At 37.3% G+C, this 16,575-nt stretch carries 30 protein-coding genes; 1 reads left to right on the top strand and 29 read right to left on the bottom strand.

Features of this window, described 5'->3' with window-relative positions; all coding sequences use genetic code 11:
* Positions 1-66: 66 nt before the first annotated feature.
* The 29 genes from rplQ to rplC all read right to left on the bottom strand — a co-directional run bounded on the left by rplQ (position 67) and on the right by rplC (position 15,084).
* Positions 67-579, bottom strand: a complete 513-nt coding sequence (gene rplQ / locus IPZ78_RS03820; RefSeq protein WP_225551607.1) for a 50S ribosomal protein L17 — start codon at positions 577-579, stop codon at positions 67-69.
* 89 nt (positions 580-668) lie between these two features.
* Positions 669-1,661, bottom strand: coding sequence for a DNA-directed RNA polymerase subunit alpha (locus IPZ78_RS03815; protein ID WP_225551606.1), 993 nt, complete (start codon positions 1,659-1,661; stop codon positions 669-671).
* Positions 1,662-1,747: 86 nt separating this feature from the next.
* A complete protein-coding gene (gene rpsD / locus IPZ78_RS03810; protein ID WP_225551605.1) occupies positions 1,748-2,356 on the bottom strand; it encodes a 30S ribosomal protein S4 in 609 nt (202 codons plus the stop codon).
* Between the two features lie 64 nt (positions 2,357-2,420).
* A complete protein-coding gene (rpsK, locus tag IPZ78_RS03805) occupies positions 2,421-2,810 on the bottom strand; it encodes a 30S ribosomal protein S11 (protein WP_225551604.1) in 390 nt (129 codons plus the stop codon).
* A gap of 10 nt (positions 2,811-2,820) precedes the next feature.
* Positions 2,821-3,198 (bottom strand): 30S ribosomal protein S13, encoded by a 378-nt coding sequence (rpsM, locus tag IPZ78_RS03800; RefSeq protein WP_225551603.1) that lies wholly within the window; start codon positions 3,196-3,198, stop codon positions 2,821-2,823.
* Positions 3,199-3,227: 29 nt separating this feature from the next.
* Positions 3,228-3,344 carry a type B 50S ribosomal protein L36 gene (gene ykgO, locus IPZ78_RS03795; RefSeq protein ID WP_021071232.1) on the bottom strand — a complete coding sequence of 39 codons (117 nt, stop codon included), beginning with the start codon at positions 3,342-3,344 and terminating at the stop codon, positions 3,228-3,230.
* Positions 3,345-3,381: 37 nt separating this feature from the next.
* Entirely contained in the window at positions 3,382-3,600 is a 219-nt protein-coding gene (infA, locus tag IPZ78_RS03790; protein ID WP_225551602.1) for a translation initiation factor IF-1, read from the bottom strand.
* 77 nt (positions 3,601-3,677) lie between these two features.
* On the bottom strand, positions 3,678-4,460 hold the full coding sequence (gene map, locus IPZ78_RS03785) for a type I methionyl aminopeptidase (RefSeq protein ID WP_225551601.1): 783 nt from the start codon (positions 4,458-4,460) through the stop codon (positions 3,678-3,680).
* Positions 4,461-4,469: 9 nt separating this feature from the next.
* The gene (gene secY, locus IPZ78_RS03780) at positions 4,470-5,810 is read right to left on the bottom strand and encodes a preprotein translocase subunit SecY (protein WP_225551600.1); all 1,341 of its coding nucleotides are present in this window, start codon (positions 5,808-5,810) and stop codon (positions 4,470-4,472) included.
* A 3-nt stretch (positions 5,811-5,813) separates the two neighbouring features.
* On the bottom strand, positions 5,814-6,260 hold the full coding sequence (gene rplO, locus IPZ78_RS03775; RefSeq protein ID WP_225551599.1) for a 50S ribosomal protein L15: 447 nt from the start codon (positions 6,258-6,260) through the stop codon (positions 5,814-5,816).
* Positions 6,261-6,386: 126 nt separating this feature from the next.
* The gene (gene rpmD, locus IPZ78_RS03770) at positions 6,387-6,566 is read right to left on the bottom strand and encodes a 50S ribosomal protein L30 (protein WP_225551598.1); all 180 of its coding nucleotides are present in this window, start codon (positions 6,564-6,566) and stop codon (positions 6,387-6,389) included.
* A 5-nt stretch (positions 6,567-6,571) separates the two neighbouring features.
* On the bottom strand, positions 6,572-7,090 hold the full coding sequence (gene rpsE, locus IPZ78_RS03765) for a 30S ribosomal protein S5 (RefSeq protein ID WP_225551597.1): 519 nt from the start codon (positions 7,088-7,090) through the stop codon (positions 6,572-6,574).
* Between the two features lie 12 nt (positions 7,091-7,102).
* The gene (rplR, locus tag IPZ78_RS03760; protein WP_225551596.1) at positions 7,103-7,456 is read right to left on the bottom strand and encodes a 50S ribosomal protein L18; all 354 of its coding nucleotides are present in this window, start codon (positions 7,454-7,456) and stop codon (positions 7,103-7,105) included.
* Positions 7,457-7,461: 5 nt separating this feature from the next.
* Positions 7,462-8,016: a 50S ribosomal protein L6 gene (gene rplF / locus IPZ78_RS03755; RefSeq protein WP_225551595.1), complete on the bottom strand. Its 555-nt coding sequence runs from the start codon at positions 8,014-8,016 to the stop codon at positions 7,462-7,464.
* 23 nt (positions 8,017-8,039) lie between these two features.
* A complete protein-coding gene (rpsH, locus tag IPZ78_RS03750; protein WP_160069052.1) occupies positions 8,040-8,438 on the bottom strand; it encodes a 30S ribosomal protein S8 in 399 nt (132 codons plus the stop codon).
* Positions 8,439-8,579: 141 nt separating this feature from the next.
* Positions 8,580-8,849, bottom strand: a complete 270-nt coding sequence (gene rpsN / locus IPZ78_RS03745; RefSeq protein WP_132777951.1) for a 30S ribosomal protein S14 — start codon at positions 8,847-8,849, stop codon at positions 8,580-8,582.
* A complete protein-coding gene (gene rplE, locus IPZ78_RS03740; protein ID WP_225551594.1) occupies positions 8,842-9,411 on the bottom strand; it encodes a 50S ribosomal protein L5 in 570 nt (189 codons plus the stop codon). Before rplE ends, rpsN begins: the two co-directional genes overlap by 8 nt.
* A complete protein-coding gene (gene rplX / locus IPZ78_RS03735) occupies positions 9,411-9,755 on the bottom strand; it encodes a 50S ribosomal protein L24 (RefSeq protein WP_262903829.1) in 345 nt (114 codons plus the stop codon). Before rplX ends, rplE begins: the two co-directional genes overlap by 1 nt.
* A 2-nt stretch (positions 9,756-9,757) precedes the next feature.
* Positions 9,758-10,126, bottom strand: coding sequence for a 50S ribosomal protein L14 (rplN, locus tag IPZ78_RS03730; RefSeq protein WP_225551593.1), 369 nt, complete (start codon positions 10,124-10,126; stop codon positions 9,758-9,760).
* A gap of 1 nt (position 10,127) precedes the next feature.
* Entirely contained in the window at positions 10,128-10,382 is a 255-nt protein-coding gene (gene rpsQ, locus IPZ78_RS03725) for a 30S ribosomal protein S17 (RefSeq protein WP_153844936.1), read from the bottom strand.
* 13 nt (positions 10,383-10,395) lie between these two features.
* Positions 10,396-10,614 carry a 50S ribosomal protein L29 gene (gene rpmC, locus IPZ78_RS03720; protein WP_225551592.1) on the bottom strand — a complete coding sequence of 73 codons (219 nt, stop codon included), beginning with the start codon at positions 10,612-10,614 and terminating at the stop codon, positions 10,396-10,398.
* 95 nt (positions 10,615-10,709) lie between these two features.
* A complete protein-coding gene (gene rplP / locus IPZ78_RS03715) occupies positions 10,710-11,132 on the bottom strand; it encodes a 50S ribosomal protein L16 (RefSeq protein WP_021071217.1) in 423 nt (140 codons plus the stop codon).
* 56 nt (positions 11,133-11,188) lie between these two features.
* On the bottom strand, positions 11,189-11,989 hold the full coding sequence (gene rpsC, locus IPZ78_RS03710; RefSeq protein ID WP_225551591.1) for a 30S ribosomal protein S3: 801 nt from the start codon (positions 11,987-11,989) through the stop codon (positions 11,189-11,191).
* A gap of 11 nt (positions 11,990-12,000) precedes the next feature.
* Positions 12,001-12,432, bottom strand: coding sequence for a 50S ribosomal protein L22 (gene rplV, locus IPZ78_RS03705; protein WP_225551590.1), 432 nt, complete (start codon positions 12,430-12,432; stop codon positions 12,001-12,003).
* Between the two features lie 6 nt (positions 12,433-12,438).
* The gene (gene rpsS / locus IPZ78_RS03700; protein ID WP_132777943.1) at positions 12,439-12,705 is read right to left on the bottom strand and encodes a 30S ribosomal protein S19; all 267 of its coding nucleotides are present in this window, start codon (positions 12,703-12,705) and stop codon (positions 12,439-12,441) included.
* On the bottom strand, positions 12,705-13,532 hold the full coding sequence (gene rplB / locus IPZ78_RS03695) for a 50S ribosomal protein L2 (RefSeq protein ID WP_225551589.1): 828 nt from the start codon (positions 13,530-13,532) through the stop codon (positions 12,705-12,707). The genes rpsS and rplB overlap by 1 nt, the downstream gene beginning before the upstream one ends.
* A gap of 7 nt (positions 13,533-13,539) precedes the next feature.
* Positions 13,540-13,830, bottom strand: a complete 291-nt coding sequence (gene rplW, locus IPZ78_RS03690; RefSeq protein WP_149912413.1) for a 50S ribosomal protein L23 — start codon at positions 13,828-13,830, stop codon at positions 13,540-13,542.
* A 1-nt stretch (position 13,831) separates the two neighbouring features.
* Positions 13,832-14,461, bottom strand: coding sequence for a 50S ribosomal protein L4 (gene rplD / locus IPZ78_RS03685; protein WP_225551588.1), 630 nt, complete (start codon positions 14,459-14,461; stop codon positions 13,832-13,834).
* 5 nt (positions 14,462-14,466) lie between these two features.
* Positions 14,467-15,084 (bottom strand): 50S ribosomal protein L3, encoded by a 618-nt coding sequence (gene rplC / locus IPZ78_RS03680; RefSeq protein ID WP_225551587.1) that lies wholly within the window; start codon positions 15,082-15,084, stop codon positions 14,467-14,469.
* 557 nt (positions 15,085-15,641) lie between these two features.
* Between rplC and IPZ78_RS03675 the strand changes: the two genes are divergently transcribed.
* Positions 15,642-16,532, top strand: a complete 891-nt coding sequence (locus IPZ78_RS03675; RefSeq protein ID WP_225551586.1) for a DUF3078 domain-containing protein — start codon at positions 15,642-15,644, stop codon at positions 16,530-16,532.
* The last annotated feature ends 43 nt before the right edge of the window (positions 16,533-16,575 follow it).

Below are 16,575 nucleotides of genomic sequence, written 5' to 3'. Positions count from 1 at the left end.
CAGGCAAAAAATAAGGTCTATCAATTACTTGATAGACCTTATTTTTTATAAGAAATAAAACTAAAATTAGTCTTTTTTCTCTTCTGTAGCAGGAGCTTCTTCAGTAGCAACTGTTCCTTCAGCTTTTACTTCTTCTGCAACCTCTTCAGTAGCTTTTTTCTTAGAAACACCACGACGACGAGTAGCTTTTTTCTCAGTTTGAGCAGTTTTGCCGTAAACCTCGTTGTAATCTACTAACTCGATAAATGCCATCTCAGCATTATCACCTAAACGGTTTTCTAATTTAATGATACGAGTGTAACCACCTGGACGTGTAGCAACTTTTTCAGATACTTCACGGAACAAGATAGTAACAGCATCTTTATCTTTTAAGTAAGCGAATACTGTACGACGAGAGTGAGTCGTGTCAGTTTTTGATTTAGTAATCAATGGCTCAACATATTTACGTAATGCTTTAGCTTTAGCCAAAGTAGTAGTAATACGTTTGTGTTTGATCAATGACGTCGCCATGTTAGCTAACATCGCCTTACGGTGACTGTCAGTGCGGCCTAAGTGATTTACTTTTTTTCCGTGTCTCATTTTAGTTTTTGTTTTTGTGCATACCGTTCTTAATTGCTTTCGCTTTCGGAGGAATTATGCAACAGGTCGCTTAATTATTTAATTAATTATTATTCTTCGTCTAATTTAAATTTAGACAAGTTCATTCCGAATGATAAACCTTTCGATTTAACCAACTCTTGAATTTCGCTTAATGATTTTTTACCGAAGTTACGGAATTTCAACATGTCAGCTACGTCGTAAGTTACCAACTCAGCTAGACTGCGAATATCTGCAGCTTTCAAACAGTTCAATGCACGAACAGAAAGATCTAAATCCACCAATTCTGTTTTCAAGATCTTACGCATGTGTAAGATTTCCTCGTCTACAACTTTAGTTTCTTCTTTAGTTTGTGACTCTAACAACATATTTTCGTCAGAGAACAACATGAAGTGTTGAATTAAGATACGAGCTGCTTCTTTCAAAGCATCTTCTGGATGAATAGAACCATCAGTAGAGATATCCAACAACAATTTCTCGTAGTCAGTTTTTTGCTCTACACGGTAGTTTTCAATGGTATATTTCACATTCTTAATCGGAGTGTAGATAGAGTCGATAGCGATAACACCTACAGGACCATCAGTTACTTTATTCTCTTCCGCATTTACGTAACCACGACCTTTAGCAACTGACAATTCAACCTCAATAGTTACTGAGCTTTCCATGTTACAAATTACTAAGTCAGGATTCAAAACAGTAAAGTTGTTAGAAAACTTAGTGATATCACCAGCTTTGAATTGTTCTTGACCATTGATAACTACAAAGATTTTTTCGTTGTCACCTTGCTCACCTGTTTTCTTGAAACGTACTTGTTTCAAGTTTAAGATGATTTCGGTTACGTCTTCTGCTACACCTTTAATAGTAGAGAATTCGTGAGAGACACCTGAAAATCTAATCGACGTAATTGCATATCCTTCTAAAGAGGACAATAAAATACGGCGCAAAGCATTACCAATTGTTACACCAAAACCTGGCTCTAATGGACGAAATTCGAAAGTACCATCAAAATCCGTAGATTTTTGCATGATAACTTTATCCGGTCTTTGAAATGCTAAAATTGCCATTTATAATATTTTAATATTTTTTAACAATGTATATCTTAATAGCATATGCATAATCTTCAGAAGATTATGCATATTTCTATTAATTATTATTTAGAGTACAACTCTACGATTAAGTTTTCTTTGATATTCTCAGGGATATCTGATCTTTCTGGGAAGTTCAAGAATTTACCAGTAAGATTTTTAGCATCCCACTCTAACCAACCATATTTATTGATTGCTCTACCTGCTACTGAAGTAGTGATAGCTTCTAAAGTTTGAGAACGCTCGCGTACAGCGATTACATCACCTGGGCGAATGCTATATGATGGAATGTTAACAACTGATCCGTTAACAGTAATGTGCTTGTGTGAAACTAATTGACGAGCAGCAGAACGAGTAGGAGCAATTCCTAAACGATAAACAACGTTATCTAAACGAGCTTCTAATAATCTTAAGAAGTTCTCACCAGTGATACCTTGTTTAGCAGCCGCTTTAGCAAATAAGTTAGCGAATTGACGCTCTAATACACCATAAGTGTATTTTGCTTTTTGCTTTTCTAACAACTGAATAGCGTATTCAGATTGTTTACCTCTTCTTTTTGATGGACCGTGTTGTCCAGGAGGATAATTTTTTTTCTCTAATGCCTTATCAGGGCCAAAAATAGGCTCTCTGAATTTACGTGCAATTTTGGACTTAGGTCCTGTATATCTTGCCATTTCTTTCTCTGTTTGAAGTATCTATCAGCCTTTAACTGACGAATCTTATCTTAAACACTATTAATTAAACTCTTCTACGTTTTGGAGGACGACAACCGTTGTGAGGAAGTGGTGTAATATCTTTGATAGTTGTTACATCAATACCTACAGTTTGTAATGTACGGATCGCTGATTCACGACCTGCACCTGGTCCTTTAACGAAAACTTCAACTTTACGCAATCCTAAGTCATAAGCAACTTTACCACAGTCGTTAGCAGCTTGACCTGCAGCATATGGAGTATTCTTTTTAGAACCTCTAAAGCCCATTTTACCTGCTGATGACCATGAAATAGTTTGACCTGAATTGTTTGTCAAAGTAATAATAATGTTGTTAAAAGTAGCATTGATATGAGCTTGACCTACAGGCTCGATAACAACGATACGTTTTTTAGTAACTTTTTTACTTTTAGCCATTTTTTACTTATTATTTAGTAGCTTTTTTCTTGTTTGCAACTGTCTTACGCTTACCCTTACGAGTACGAGAGTTGTTTTTAGTGCGTTGACCACGAACTGGTAAATGCTTACGGTGACGTAAACCACGGTAACAACCAATATCCATCAAACGTTTGATGTTCAATTGAACCTCTGAACGTAAAGCACCTTCTACTTTGATCTCATCATTAATGATAGTACGAATAGCTGCTAATTGATCATCGTTCCATTCAGACACTTTCACATCTTCACTAATGCCAGCCTTCTCTAAGATATAAGCTGCTGTTGCACTACCGATACCGAAAATGTATGTTAGGCCGATAACACCTCTTTTGTTTTTAGGTAAATCTATACCTGATATCCTTGCCATATAATTTTTTAAGCGATTTTGTTAATTAATTATCCCTGACGTTGTTTGAATTTAGGGTTCTTTTTGTTGATCACAAAAATCTTTCCTTTGCGACGGATGATTTTGCAGTCCGCGCTACGTTTTTTTACTGATGCTCTTACTTTCATTGTAATAAATTGTTAAAGCTCTTCACAGAGCGCTATCTTATTTATAACGATACGTTATTCTACCTTTTGTTAGATCATAAGGTGACATCTCTAATTTAACTTTATCTCCTGGAAGGATTTTGATATAGTGCATACGCATTTTACCCGAAATATGAGCAATGATTTCATGCCCATTTTCTAACTCCACACGAAACATAGCATTAGATAATGCTTCTCTGATAACTCCGTCTAATTCTATTGAGGCTTGTTTAGCCATATATCAATTCTTATTTACGTTTCAACAACCTGCACTTAACAGGAGTGCAAAGATAAATAAAAAATACTGGAAACCAACTACTTTTTATTTAAAACTTTTTCGATTTCATCAAAATTCAACAACACATCAGGAGTACCTTTTCGAATAGCGACCATCTGCTCAAAGTGTGCTGACAATTTACCATCTACTGTACTCACCGTCCATCCGTCATCCCAAAATTTCACTCCAGCCTTGCCTGCATTGATCATTGGTTCAATACAGATTACAAGTCCTGATTCCAATTTAGGTCCGGCACCACGTTTGCCATAATTTGGAACTTCTGGTTTCTCATGTAAATTAACACCTACACCATGACCTACAAGTTCTCTTACTATACCAAAATTATATGGCTGAACATATTCTTGAATTGCTGATGAGATATCACCCACTCGTTTGCCAGCTACAGCTTGTTCAACCCCTTTTAACAAAGAAGCCTTTGTAACGTCCAATAGCAATTGAGCTTCTTTTGAAATCTCTCCTACACCAAATGTATATGCTGAATCTGAAATAAAACCGTTTAAATTTACCCCCCCATCAACAGAAACTAAATCACCATCTTTGATGACATAGTCACTAGGGAAACCATGTACGATTTGATCATTTACAGAAATACACAAGGAATAAGGAAAACCGTGGTAATTTAAAAACGCGGGCGTACCACCGTGATCTTGGATATAGTCAAATGCTAACTTGTCCAATGATAACGTCGTGACACCAGGTTTAATTACTTTGGCAATTTCAGCAAGTAAATTCGAGAGTACATTTGCTGACTCTCGAATTTGCTCGATTTGTTCTTCTGTTTTATAAATTACTTTAGACATCTAAAGAAATTAAATAGCTGATTGATCATACCCCTCTACTCCAACAGCCGAACGGCCCTTTACACGACCTGTTTTCATCAACCCATCATAATGACGCATTAATAAATGAGATTCGATTTGTTGAAGTGTATCTAACACTACACCTACCAAAATTAATAGCGAAGTACCACCATAGAAATGTGCAAAGTTATTATTAACACCTGCAGCACTAGCTATAGCTGGTAAAATTGCTATTATAGCTATAAAAATTGCACCGGGGAAAGTAATACGAGAAATTACATTATCAATGAATAAATTCGTATCATATCCTGGCTTAATGCCCGGGACAAAGCCCCCATTCTTTTTCATGTCTTCTGACATCTGTTGTGGATTTACCATAATAGCTGTATAAAAGAATGTGAATGCAATAATCAATACCGCGAAAGTCACATTATAAGCTACGGAAGTAAAGTCAGTCAACGAAGTCAAGAAATCTGATTGAAGACTTGGGAAAAATTGCGCCAAAGACATTGGTAAAAACATGATCGCTTGCGCAAATATAATAGGCATTACACCTGCTGCATTTACTTTCAATGGAATGTACTGACGTACACCACCAACTTGTTTATTACCAACAATTTTCTTAGCATATTGTACTGGAATCTTACGCACCCCTTGAACGATCAATATAGTAAAGATCACCACAAAGAATAAAGCAATAAATTCTACAATAAACGGTATAATACCACCACCGCTTGGGCTCATACGAGATCCCCACTCAGCGATAATACCACCTGGTAATTGTGCTATGATACCAGCCATGATGATCAATGAGATACCATTACCAATACCCTTATCGGTGATTTTCTCACCCAACCACATCACAAACAAAGTACCTGCAGACAAAACAATAGCAGCTAGAATCGTAAACAATGGATCTTCAATAGTCTTAGCTGAAGCATCAATTTGAGTCTTCACATAAGCTACAGCTTGAACCAATGTAATTGCCACCGTTAGGTAACGTGTAATCTGTGTCATTTTTTTACGACCAGATTCACCCTCTTTTTGCATTTTTTGAAACGCAGGAACTGCAATCCCCAATAATTGTACAACGATAGATGCCGAGATGTAAGGCATTACACCAAGAGCAAATATAGCCGAACGAGAAAAAGAACCTCCTGAGAACATGTTGATCATGCCCAAAAGCCCCTCTTTTTCACCAGCGTTTACTAACGCATCAGGATTGACACCTGGTAATACCACGTGACACCCAACACGATAAATTAAAAGAAATAGTAATGTATTCAGAATACGATTACGTAAATCTTCAATCTTCCATATATTGGTTAAGGTTGTGATTAGTTTTTTCATGTATTAAAGTTTTACGATAGAACCACCTGCAGCTTCGATTGCTTTTTGAGCAGACGCTGAGAATGCATGCGCTTTAACTTCAACTTTAGCTTTTAACTCGCCACGACCCAATACCTTTACTAAGTCATTCTTAGAAGCCAAACCATGAGCTTTCAACGTATCGAAATCAACAACTGTTAAGTTGTGCTTTTCAACTAAAGCTTGTAATACGTCTAAGTTCACACCGGTGTATTCTACGCGGTTAGCATTTTTGAAACCGAATTTAGGTACACGACGTTGTAAAGGCATTTGACCACCTTCGAAACCGATTTTAGTAGAGTGACCTGAACGTGAGCCAGCACCTTTGTGACCACGTGTAGAAGTACCACCACGACCAGAACCTTGACCACGACCAATACGTTTTCTGCTTTTTGTTGAACCAACTGCTGGTTTTAAATTACTTAAGTTCATTTTTTAAACTAAGATTGTGTTGCACCTTCGCTTTCACTAAACAGGATACAACGATTAACAAATAAATATTAATAAACAACTAATGGAAAGAACCGAAATTCTTTCCATATAGTATTTTTTGCTTATTTAAATAGCCTCTACAGCAACCAGATGGTTTACTTTACGTACCATTCCGATGATAGCTGCAGTAGCTTCTACTTCTACTGAGTGATTGATTTTTTTCAAACCTAATGCTTCAATAGTTTTCTTTTGGCGCTCGCTTCTGTCGATAACGCTCTTTATCTGGGTAATTTTGATTTTTGCCATGATAATTAACCGTTAAATACTTTATTTAAATCGACACCGCGGTGTTGAGCTACTGTATATGCATCACGCATGCTTGCTAATGCAGTGATAGTTGCTTTCACTACGTTGTGTGGGTTTGATGATCCTAATGATTTAGCTAATACGTCTTTGATACCAGCAGACTCTAATACAGCGCGCATTGCACCACCTGCTAATACTCCAGTACCACCTACAGCTGGTTTGATTAACACAGAACCACCTGAAAATTTACCATATTGCTCGTGAGGTACCGTTCCATTAATAATAGGAACTTTTACCAAATTTTTCTTAGCATCATCGATACCCTTAGTGATAGCTTCAGTAACCTCTTTAGCTTTACCTAAACCGTAACCTACGATACCGTTTTCATCACCAACAACTACGATAGCTGAGAAACTGAAGGTACGACCACCTTTTGTTACTTTCGCTACGCGTTGGATGCTTACTAAGCGATCTTTTAATTCAATTTCGCTTGATTTTACTCTTTTAATATTGCTTAATGCCATTATCTTTCTTGATTAAAAGTCTAAACCGCCTTCGCGAGCACCTTCTGCCAATGATTTAACACGGCCGTGGTATAAGTACCCATTACGGTCAAAAACTACTTTACTAATACCTGCTGCAACAGCTTTCTCAGCTACTAATTTACCTACAGCTTTAGATTGATCTACTTTGTTACCTGATGCTACTAAGTCTTTAGATAAGCTCGAAGCTGCAGCTAAAGTTTTACCTGTAGTATCGTCAATTACTTGTGCGTAGATACCTTTATTAGATCTAAAAACTGATAAACGTGGACGCTCAGTTGTGCCAGCAAGGTTTTTTCTAATTCCTTGTTTGATTCGCTCTCTGCGAGATGTTTTACTTCCTGCCATGGTTATTATTTTTTAGCTGATTTACCTGCTTTTCTTCTTAATACTTCACCCGCAAACTTGATACCTTTTCCTTTGTAAGGCTCTGGTTTACGGAATCCACGGATTTTCGCCGCTACTTGTCCGATCAATTGCTTATCAACAGACTCTAAAGTAATAGTTGGATTCTTACCCTTTTCAGCAGTAGTTGTAACTATAATTTCCTTTGGCAAAACAAAAACGATCTGGTGAGAGAAACCTAAAGTTAACTCTAATGTATTACCAGTGTTTGTAGCACGGTAACCTACACCAACTAACTCTTGCGTAGTTTTGTAACCTTCAGTCACACCAATCACCATATTATTCAATAGTGAACGGTATAAACCGTGTAATGCTTTGTGTTTCTTTTGTTCAGTAGCGCGAGTTACTACGATGTTACCATCTTCTTCTTTAACTGTAATGTCGCTATCTACTTGTTGTGATAATTCACCTTTAGGACCTTTTACTGTAACCAGATTCTTGTCTGATACAGTCACCGTTACTCCAGCAGGAATAACGACAGGTGCTTTTCCAATTCTTGACATTTCTTCGTGTTTTTTTTCCTAGATTAATAAACGTAACATAAAACTTCACCACCTACGTTTTGTAAGCGAGCTTCTTTATCTGTCATTACACCTTTAGATGTTGACAAGATAGCGATACCCAAGCCGTTTAAAACGCGAGGCATGTTGTCGACATTTGCATACTTTCTTAAACCAGGTTTACTCACACGTGTCAAAGTGCGAATAGCCGGTACTTTGCTAATTGGGTTATACTTCAACGCAATTTTGATAGAACCTTGAGGTCCTTCTTCTACGAATTTGTAATTAGCAATGTAACCTTTGTCAAAAAGAACTTTAGTAATTTCTTTCTTCAGGTTCGATGCAGGAATTTCAACAACCCTGTGGTTGGCCTTAATGGCATTCCTTACTCGTGTAAGGTAATCCGCTATTGGATCTGTATTCATTATGTAAAAATATTGTGACAATGGTTTCTTACGTTAACAAAAGCGCAAGACCTACTGTCTGTTAATAAAAAATTGCAATGCAAAAGCCCTGATAAGTCTAAAAAAAGACTTATCCGGGCAAAAATAATTATTTTTTCTTGATTACCAAGAAGCTTTTGTAATCCCCGGGATCTTACCATCAAGTGCCATCTCACGAAAAGTTACACGAGAGATACCAAATTGACGCATATATCCTTTTGGACGACCTGTTAATTTACAACGGTTGTGTAAACGAACTGGTGAAGCATTTTTAGGTAATTTATCTAACGCTGCGTAGTCTCCAGCTTCTTTAAGAGCTGCACGTTTAGCTGCAAATTTAGCAACCAATTTTTGACGTTTTACTTCGCGTGCTTTTAATCCTTCTTTAGCCATTGTTTTCCGAATTTTGATTTTTGAACGGTAAACCGAATTGTTTTAATAACTCTAATGCTTCGATATCATTACCAGCAGAAGTCACGAAAGTGATATCCATACCAGCGATTTTATTGATTTTGTCAATGTTAATCTCAGGAAAGATGATTTGCTCAGTGATACCTAAATTATAGTTACCTCTTCCGTCAAAACCTTTGTCATTGATACCACGGAAATCGCGGATACGAGGCAAAGATACTGCGATCAAACGATCTAAGAATTCGTACATGTTGTTGTCACGCAATGTTACACGCGCACCAACTGGCATTCCTTTACGAAGTTTGAAGTTTGAGATATCCTTTTTTGATTTAGTAGCAACTGCTTGCTGACCAGTAATCAAAGTTAACTCAGCGATAGCGTTATCGATTAATTTTTTATCTGCTGTAGCAGCACCTACACCTTGTGAAACAACTATTTTCTCAAGTTTCGGAACTTGCATAACGCTTTTATACTGGAATTTTTCTTTAAGCGCTGTACGGATTTCTTCCGCATATTTCGCTTTTAATCTTGGTACGTAAGTCATTATTTAATTTCCTCCCCTGATTTTTTAGCGTAACGAACAATTTTGCCATCTGCATTAACTTTACGACCAACACGAGTCGGAACTCCTGTTTTAGGATCAATCAAAGCTATGTTTGAGATGTTGATAGCAGCTTCTTTCTCGATAATACCACCTTGAGGATTAGCTGCACTTGGTTTAGTGTGTTTTTTTACGATGTTAGCGCCTTCTACGATAGCTCTACCTGCATCCACCAAAACTTGTAATACTTTTCCTTGAACACCTTTAGAGTTACCAGCGATAACTTTCACTAAATCACCTTTTTTAATCTTGATTTTGTGAGTTGTTGTTGTTTTTTTGTAAGCCATAATTATAAAACCTCCGGTGCTAGTGATACAATCTTCATGAACTGCTTCTCACGTAATTCACGAGCTACAGGGCCGAAAATACGAGTTCCACGTGGTTCATCATTATTATTTAATAATACTGCAGCGTTGTCATCGAAACGAATGTAAGAACCATCTTTACGACGGATTTCTTTTTTCGTACGTACTACTACTGCTTTTGAAACTGATCCTTTTTTAACGTTTCCTGAAGGGGTTGCGCTCTTTACAGATACAACAATCTTATCTCCGATTGATGCATAACGCTTACGCGTACCGCCCAATACACGGATTACTAAAACTTCTTTAGCACCGCTATTGTCAGCTACATTTAGTCTTGATTCTTGTTGTACCATGTTATTTAGCTCTTTCTATTATTTCAACTAATCTCCAGTTCTTTGTCTTACTCAGCGGACGAGTTTCCATGATTAATACCGTATCGCCGATACCGCAGGTATTAGTTTCGTCATGAGCCTTGAATTTAGTAGTTTTCTTAACGAATTTACCGTAGATAGGATGTTTTACTTTACGTTCAACAGTAACTACGATAGACTTGTCCATCTTATTGCTAACTACTAAGCCGATTCTTGTTTTTCTTAAATTTCTTTCCATTTCGACTTAATTTTTATGCCTCAGAGGCTGTTTCAGATTTTGCTGCATTTTTACGCTTAGACACCTCAGTAGAGATTTTAGCGATATTTTTGCGAGCTGCTTTTAAAACATTAGGGTTTTCTAAAGCAGAAACAGCGTGTGCAAATTTTAATTTGTTTAACGCCGCTTTTTCTTCAGCTAATTTAGCTGTTAAAGCGTCTGTTGTTAATTCTACGATTTCTGAATTTTTCATTGCTTTCAGTGTTAATGTTGGGTTATCAATTCTGTTTATATATTGCCTCCCGAGTAACGGTCGAGAGGCTAAACTATTGACATTACCAACGATTTTTATGCTTCTACGTAGTCTCTACGTATTACAAACTTAGTTTGTACTGGTAACTTTTGAGCTGCAAGGCGTAAAGCTTCTTTAGCAACTTCTAAAGGCACACCTTCTGCTTCGAATAACATACGGCCCGGGCGTACAACTGCTACCCAATACTCAGGAGCACCTTTACCTTTACCCATACGTACCTCTGCAGGCTTTTTAGTAACCGGTTTGTCAGGGAAGATACGGATCCAAACTTGACCTTCACGTTTCATAAAACGTGTTACCGCGATACGAGCTGCCTCGATTTGACGGCTTGTGATCCATGCTTCTTCCATTGATTTGATACCGAAAGAACCGAAAGATAATTCTGCTCCACGAGAAGCATTACCTTTCATACGGCCTTTTTGCATCTTTCTGAACTTCGTTCTTTTTGGCTGTAACATGTTCGTATTTTTTTAATCCCGCCCTATGACGGGACAATTTTAAATCTTATTATTAATTAATCTTTTTTTGCACCACGGTTTTGGCCACCACGGTTTCCACCACGGTTGTTGTTGTCGCGACGACCACCACGGTTATTACCACCACGGTTGTCACGGCGCTCACCACCACCTTCGTTTCCACCACGAGTTTTAGTGTTAGAAGTCTGACCAATGTTAGGAGATAAGTCACGTTTACCGTAAACTTCACCCTTACAGATCCATACTTTGATACCAATTTTACCGTAAGTAGTTAAAGCTTCTGCTAAAGCGTAGTCGATATCAGCACGCAATGTATGCAAAGGAGTTCTTCCTTCTTTATATTGCTCTGTACGAGCCATCTCTGCACCGCCAAGACGACCTGAACACATGATTTTGATACCTTCTGCGCCCATGCGCATTGTAGAAGCGATAGAAGTTTTCATTGCACGACGGAATGAAATACGAGCCTCTAATTGCTTAGCTACACCTTCAGCTACTAATTTAGCATCTAGTTCTGGACGTTTGATCTCGAAAATGTTGATTTGAACATCCTTTTTAGTCAGTTTTTTCAACTCTTCTTTGATCTTGTCAACTTCTTGACCACCTTTACCAATAACGATTCCTGGACGAGCCGTGTGAATCGTTACAGTGATGCGTTTTAAAGTTCTTTCAATAACAACTTTAGCTACGCCACCTTTAGCGATACGTACAGAAAGATATTTTCTGATTTTTTGGTCTTCAACTAATTTATCGGAATAGTTCTTTCCTCCGAACCAATTAGAATCCCATCCTTTGATGATACCTAATCTGCTACCTATTGGATTTGCTTTTTGTCCCATTCTATAATAAATTAGTTGTTAACGTTATTTAAACTATCTACTACCAACGTAACGTGGTTTGAGCGTTTACGAACTCTGTATCCACGACCTTGTGGAGCTGGACGCAATCTTTTCAATTGACGACCACCACCTACTGATACTTCTTTCACGAAAAGAGCGCTGTCTGCGACAGATGCACCTTCATTACTAGATTCCCAGTTTTTGATTGCAGATAATAACAATTTCTCTACGCGAGCTGCTGCCTCTTTGCTTGAATGTTTAAGAATGTAAAGAGCGTTCTCTACTTTCTCGCCACGGATCAGATCCACTACTAAACGCATTTTGCGTGGTGAAGTAGGGCAATTCAATAATTTGGCAGTAGAAGCTCCTCCTGTTTGAGCTTTTGTCTGCTCTTTGCGTTGTCTGACAAGTACAGACTTCTTAACTTTTTTTGTTGCTTCCATTACCTATTATTTTTTCTTTTCTGCGTGGCCTTTGAATGTACGCGTAGGCGCAAATTCACCAAGCTTGTGACCAACCATATTTTCTGTTACATAAACTGGAATAAATTTATTCCCGTTGTGCACTGCGAAGGTATGGCCAACAAAATCAGGTGAAATCATTGATCTACGAGACCAAGTTTTGATTACTGATTTTTTGTTTGTTTCATTCTGAGAAAGAACTTTTCTTTCTAAGTTGTGATCGATGTAAGGACCTTTTTTAATTGAACGAGCCATTATTTTTTCCTTCTTTCAATGATGTAACGATTCGATGTTTTCTTTTTGTAGCGTGTTTTGAAACCTTTAGCTAACACACCTGTACGAGAACGTGGGTGACCTCCTGAAGTACGGCCTTCACCACCACCCATAGGGTGATCAACAGGGTTCATCGCAACACCACGAACGCGAGGACGACGACCTAAGTGACGTTTACGACCAGCTTTACCTAATACTTGGTTAGCTTTTTCAGCATTTGATACTGAACCAATAGTCGCAACACATGTCAATAAGATCATGCGAACTTCGCTTGATGGCAACTTGATAATAGCATATTTACCATCACGTGCAGACAATTGAGCGTACGTACCAGCCGAACGAGCGATTGAACCACCTTGACCAGGATTCAATTCGATGTTGTGGATGATAGAACCCAATGGAATGTTTGCTAATGGTAATGCATTACCAATTTCTGGAGCAACTTTTTCACCTGCTATTACAGTCATACCAACTTGTAATCCTGTAGGAGCGATGATGTAACGTTTTTCACCATCCGCGTAGTGCAATAATGCGATACGCGCAGTACGATTTGGATCGTACTCAATAGTAGCTACTGTTGCTGGGATTTCTTTTTTATCGCGTTTGAAATCTATAATACGGTAAACTTTCTTGTGTCCGCCACCGATATAACGCATAGTCATTTTACCAGTCTTGTTACGACCACCTGATCTTTTGTTCGCGCCTACTACCAACGACTTTTCAGGAACGTTTGTAGTAACATCAGAATAGTCTGCGCCTACTCTGAAACGAGTACCAGGGGTAACCGGTCTGAATCTTTTAACTGCCATTTTTTATTTATATAACACTGTAAAAGTCAATAGTTTCACCATCTTTAATTGTGATGATGGCTTTTTTATACTTAGGAGCTCTTCCAGAAACGAATCCTGCTTTAGTGTAACGGCTTTTTGCTTTACCAGCTACTACTGAAGTATTTACCGCAACAACAGTCACACCAAACATTTCTTCGATAGCAGATTTAATCTGAATTTTGTTTGCTCTATGATCTACTTTGAAAGCATAACGGTTTAATTTTTCCGTCAATAATGAAGCTTTCTCAGTTAAGATAGGTTTTTTAATAATCTCCATATTACTTAGCTAATGCTTCCTCCAAAGTTTTAACAGAATCTGTAGTTAACAATAATTTAGTAGCATTTAACACATCGTATGTGTTTAAATCTGAAGCTACTACAACTTTTGCTTTTTTCAAGTTTCTGCTTGATAAATAAACATTGTTATTGTAGTCTGGCAAAACTAATAAAGTTTTTTCGTCAGCTACATTTAATGCGTTTACTAAAGCAACATAGTTTTTAGTTTTGATAGAGTCAAAATTAACAGCATCTAAAACTAAAACATTGTTTTCTTGCGCTTTGTAAGACAACGCTGATTTACGTGCTACTTGTTTCAATTTTTTGTTCAATTTGAACGAGTAATCACGTGGTTGAGGACCGAATACACGACCACCACCATTAAACAATGGAGATTTGATAGAACCCGCACGAGCACCACCAGTACCTTTTTGTTTGTGTAATTTACGAGTAGAACCCGCGATTTCATTACGTTGCTTAGATTTGTGAGTACCTTGGCGTTGGTTCGCTAAGTATAGTTTCACATCTAAATAGATCGCATGGTCGTTTGGCGTTACACCGAAAACTGTTTCAGGAAGTTGCACCTTGGCACCTGTTTCTTTACCTGATAAATTTAATACTTTAACTTCCATCTCTACTATTTGTCTAAGATTACATAAGAACCTTTAGCTCCTGGTATAGAGCCACTCACTACGATTAGGTTTTGCTCAGCATAAACTTTCAAAACTTGTAAGTTTTGAACTTTTACACGATCACCACCCATACGACCTGCCATGCGCATTCCTTTGAATACACGTGAAGGCCATGAAGCAGCACCAATTGAACCTGGAGCACGTAGTCTGTTGTGCTGACCGTGAGTCGCACCACCTACACCACCAAATCCGTGACGCTTCATTACACCTTGGAAACCTTTACCTTTTGAAGTACCGACTACATCTACGAATTCGCCTTCAGCAAATAATGTTACATCCACGATGTCACCTAGTTGTTTTTCATCTTCGAAAGTTTTGAATTCAACTAGTTTACGCTTAGGAGTCACTCCTGCTTTCGCAAAGTGTCCTTTTAGAGGAGCTGATGTATTCTTCTCCTTAGCCTCGTCATAGCCAAGTTGAATAGCCGAATAGCCATCACTCTCTACCGTACGTATCTGCGTTACCACGCACGGCCCAGCCTCGATTACTGTACATGGGATGTTCTTCCCATCAGCGTTGAACAGGCTGGTCATTCCTACTTTTTTACCAATAATTCCTGACATGTTATAAATTAAATTAATTAAAGTCCATCGAAGCAGTAGGGCTTCGCTCAAGACATACTTTCCCCAATAAGGGACTGCAAAAGTACAAAGATTTTTATAACTATCAAATAATAAGTGAATTATTTTTTATAAAATATTTGAGTCAATGATAATTATACACAAACATTTACTTCGTATTAAAATACCCAAACGGAAATAATTGAGTAATATCACCAAACCTCTTTCTATCTGAAAAACTTTGTTCTATTGCTAATCTGCATGCCCCACAGTATTCTGCCCAAAAATCAACAATGAAGTATTTTACCTTAGTAAGGTTTAGCAATATTCTTAAAAATTGTTGCCAAATTATTATTGAGTAATGTATAGCCTACTATTTGTATTTTTCGTTTGCTAGTAATCCTATTATAACACATTTAAAGATTTGGGCTATCATATAGTTGAAAATAATACCTCCCTAAACTTTAAATGTAAACCATTATCTACAAATGGAAAAACATAAACTATTAATTGAACAACATTAATAGTTTAATTATACTTTTGCACAAAAATTAAAGAGTATGAGAAGAATTCTTTTAGCATTATCTCTATTTGGATTGTACAACTTAGACACACAAGCTCAAGAAATAGCTGACACGGCAAAGTTTTGGACTATAAAAGGTGAAAATACATTTCTAATTAACCAAAGCTCATTCACAAATTGGGCCGCAGGTGGTGTTAACTCATTTGCTGGTAATGTAATTTTCAATTACGACTTTAATTACAAAAAAGACAAATGGAGCTGGGACAATAAAGTATTAGCAGCCTACGGTCAAACATTTCAAAAGGAAACTGATTGGAGAAAAAATGATGATAGATTCGCTTTCAATTCTCTTTTGGGCCGACAATTGACAGAAAAATGGTTATATACTTTTTTTATGAATTTTAATACCCAATTTGCAAAGGGTTATAAATATGATGCTGACGGAAATGGTGAATTAACATCAGCAGGTTTTGCTCCCGCATATGTAAGCTTTGGGCCTGGTATAGCGTATAAAGAATCTGATAATTTCAAAGTCAACATATCCCCCGCCTCTGCTAGATTCGTCTTCGTTACAAATGAAAATATAGACGAGACATTATATGGCTTAGATGAAGGTAAAAAATCGCGCTTTGAATTTGGTGCTTCTTTGGATGCTTATTACAAAAAGGATATTATGGAAAATGTGGCCTTTGAAAACATTCTAAGATTATATTCTAATTATTTAGAAAATCCTCAAAATATAGATATAGATTACACGGCAAATTTATTTATGAAAGTAAATAAATTTATCACTGTAAATGCAGGTGTACAACTAATCTATGATGACAACACCAAGATTCCAACATTTGAAAATGGAGTGAAGACAGGTGAAGGTCCAAAACTACAAGTAAAACAAGTCGTAGGGGCTGGTATTACTTACAAATTCTAGGCTAGACTAACCAACTTATAAATTGAAAGGAGACCAAATGGGT

This window comes from Sphingobacterium bovistauri (assembly GCF_020295405.1).
GTDB lineage: Bacteria > Bacteroidota > Bacteroidia > Sphingobacteriales > Sphingobacteriaceae > Sphingobacterium > Sphingobacterium bovistauri.
This window is presented reverse-complemented; position numbering and strand designations above follow the sequence as displayed.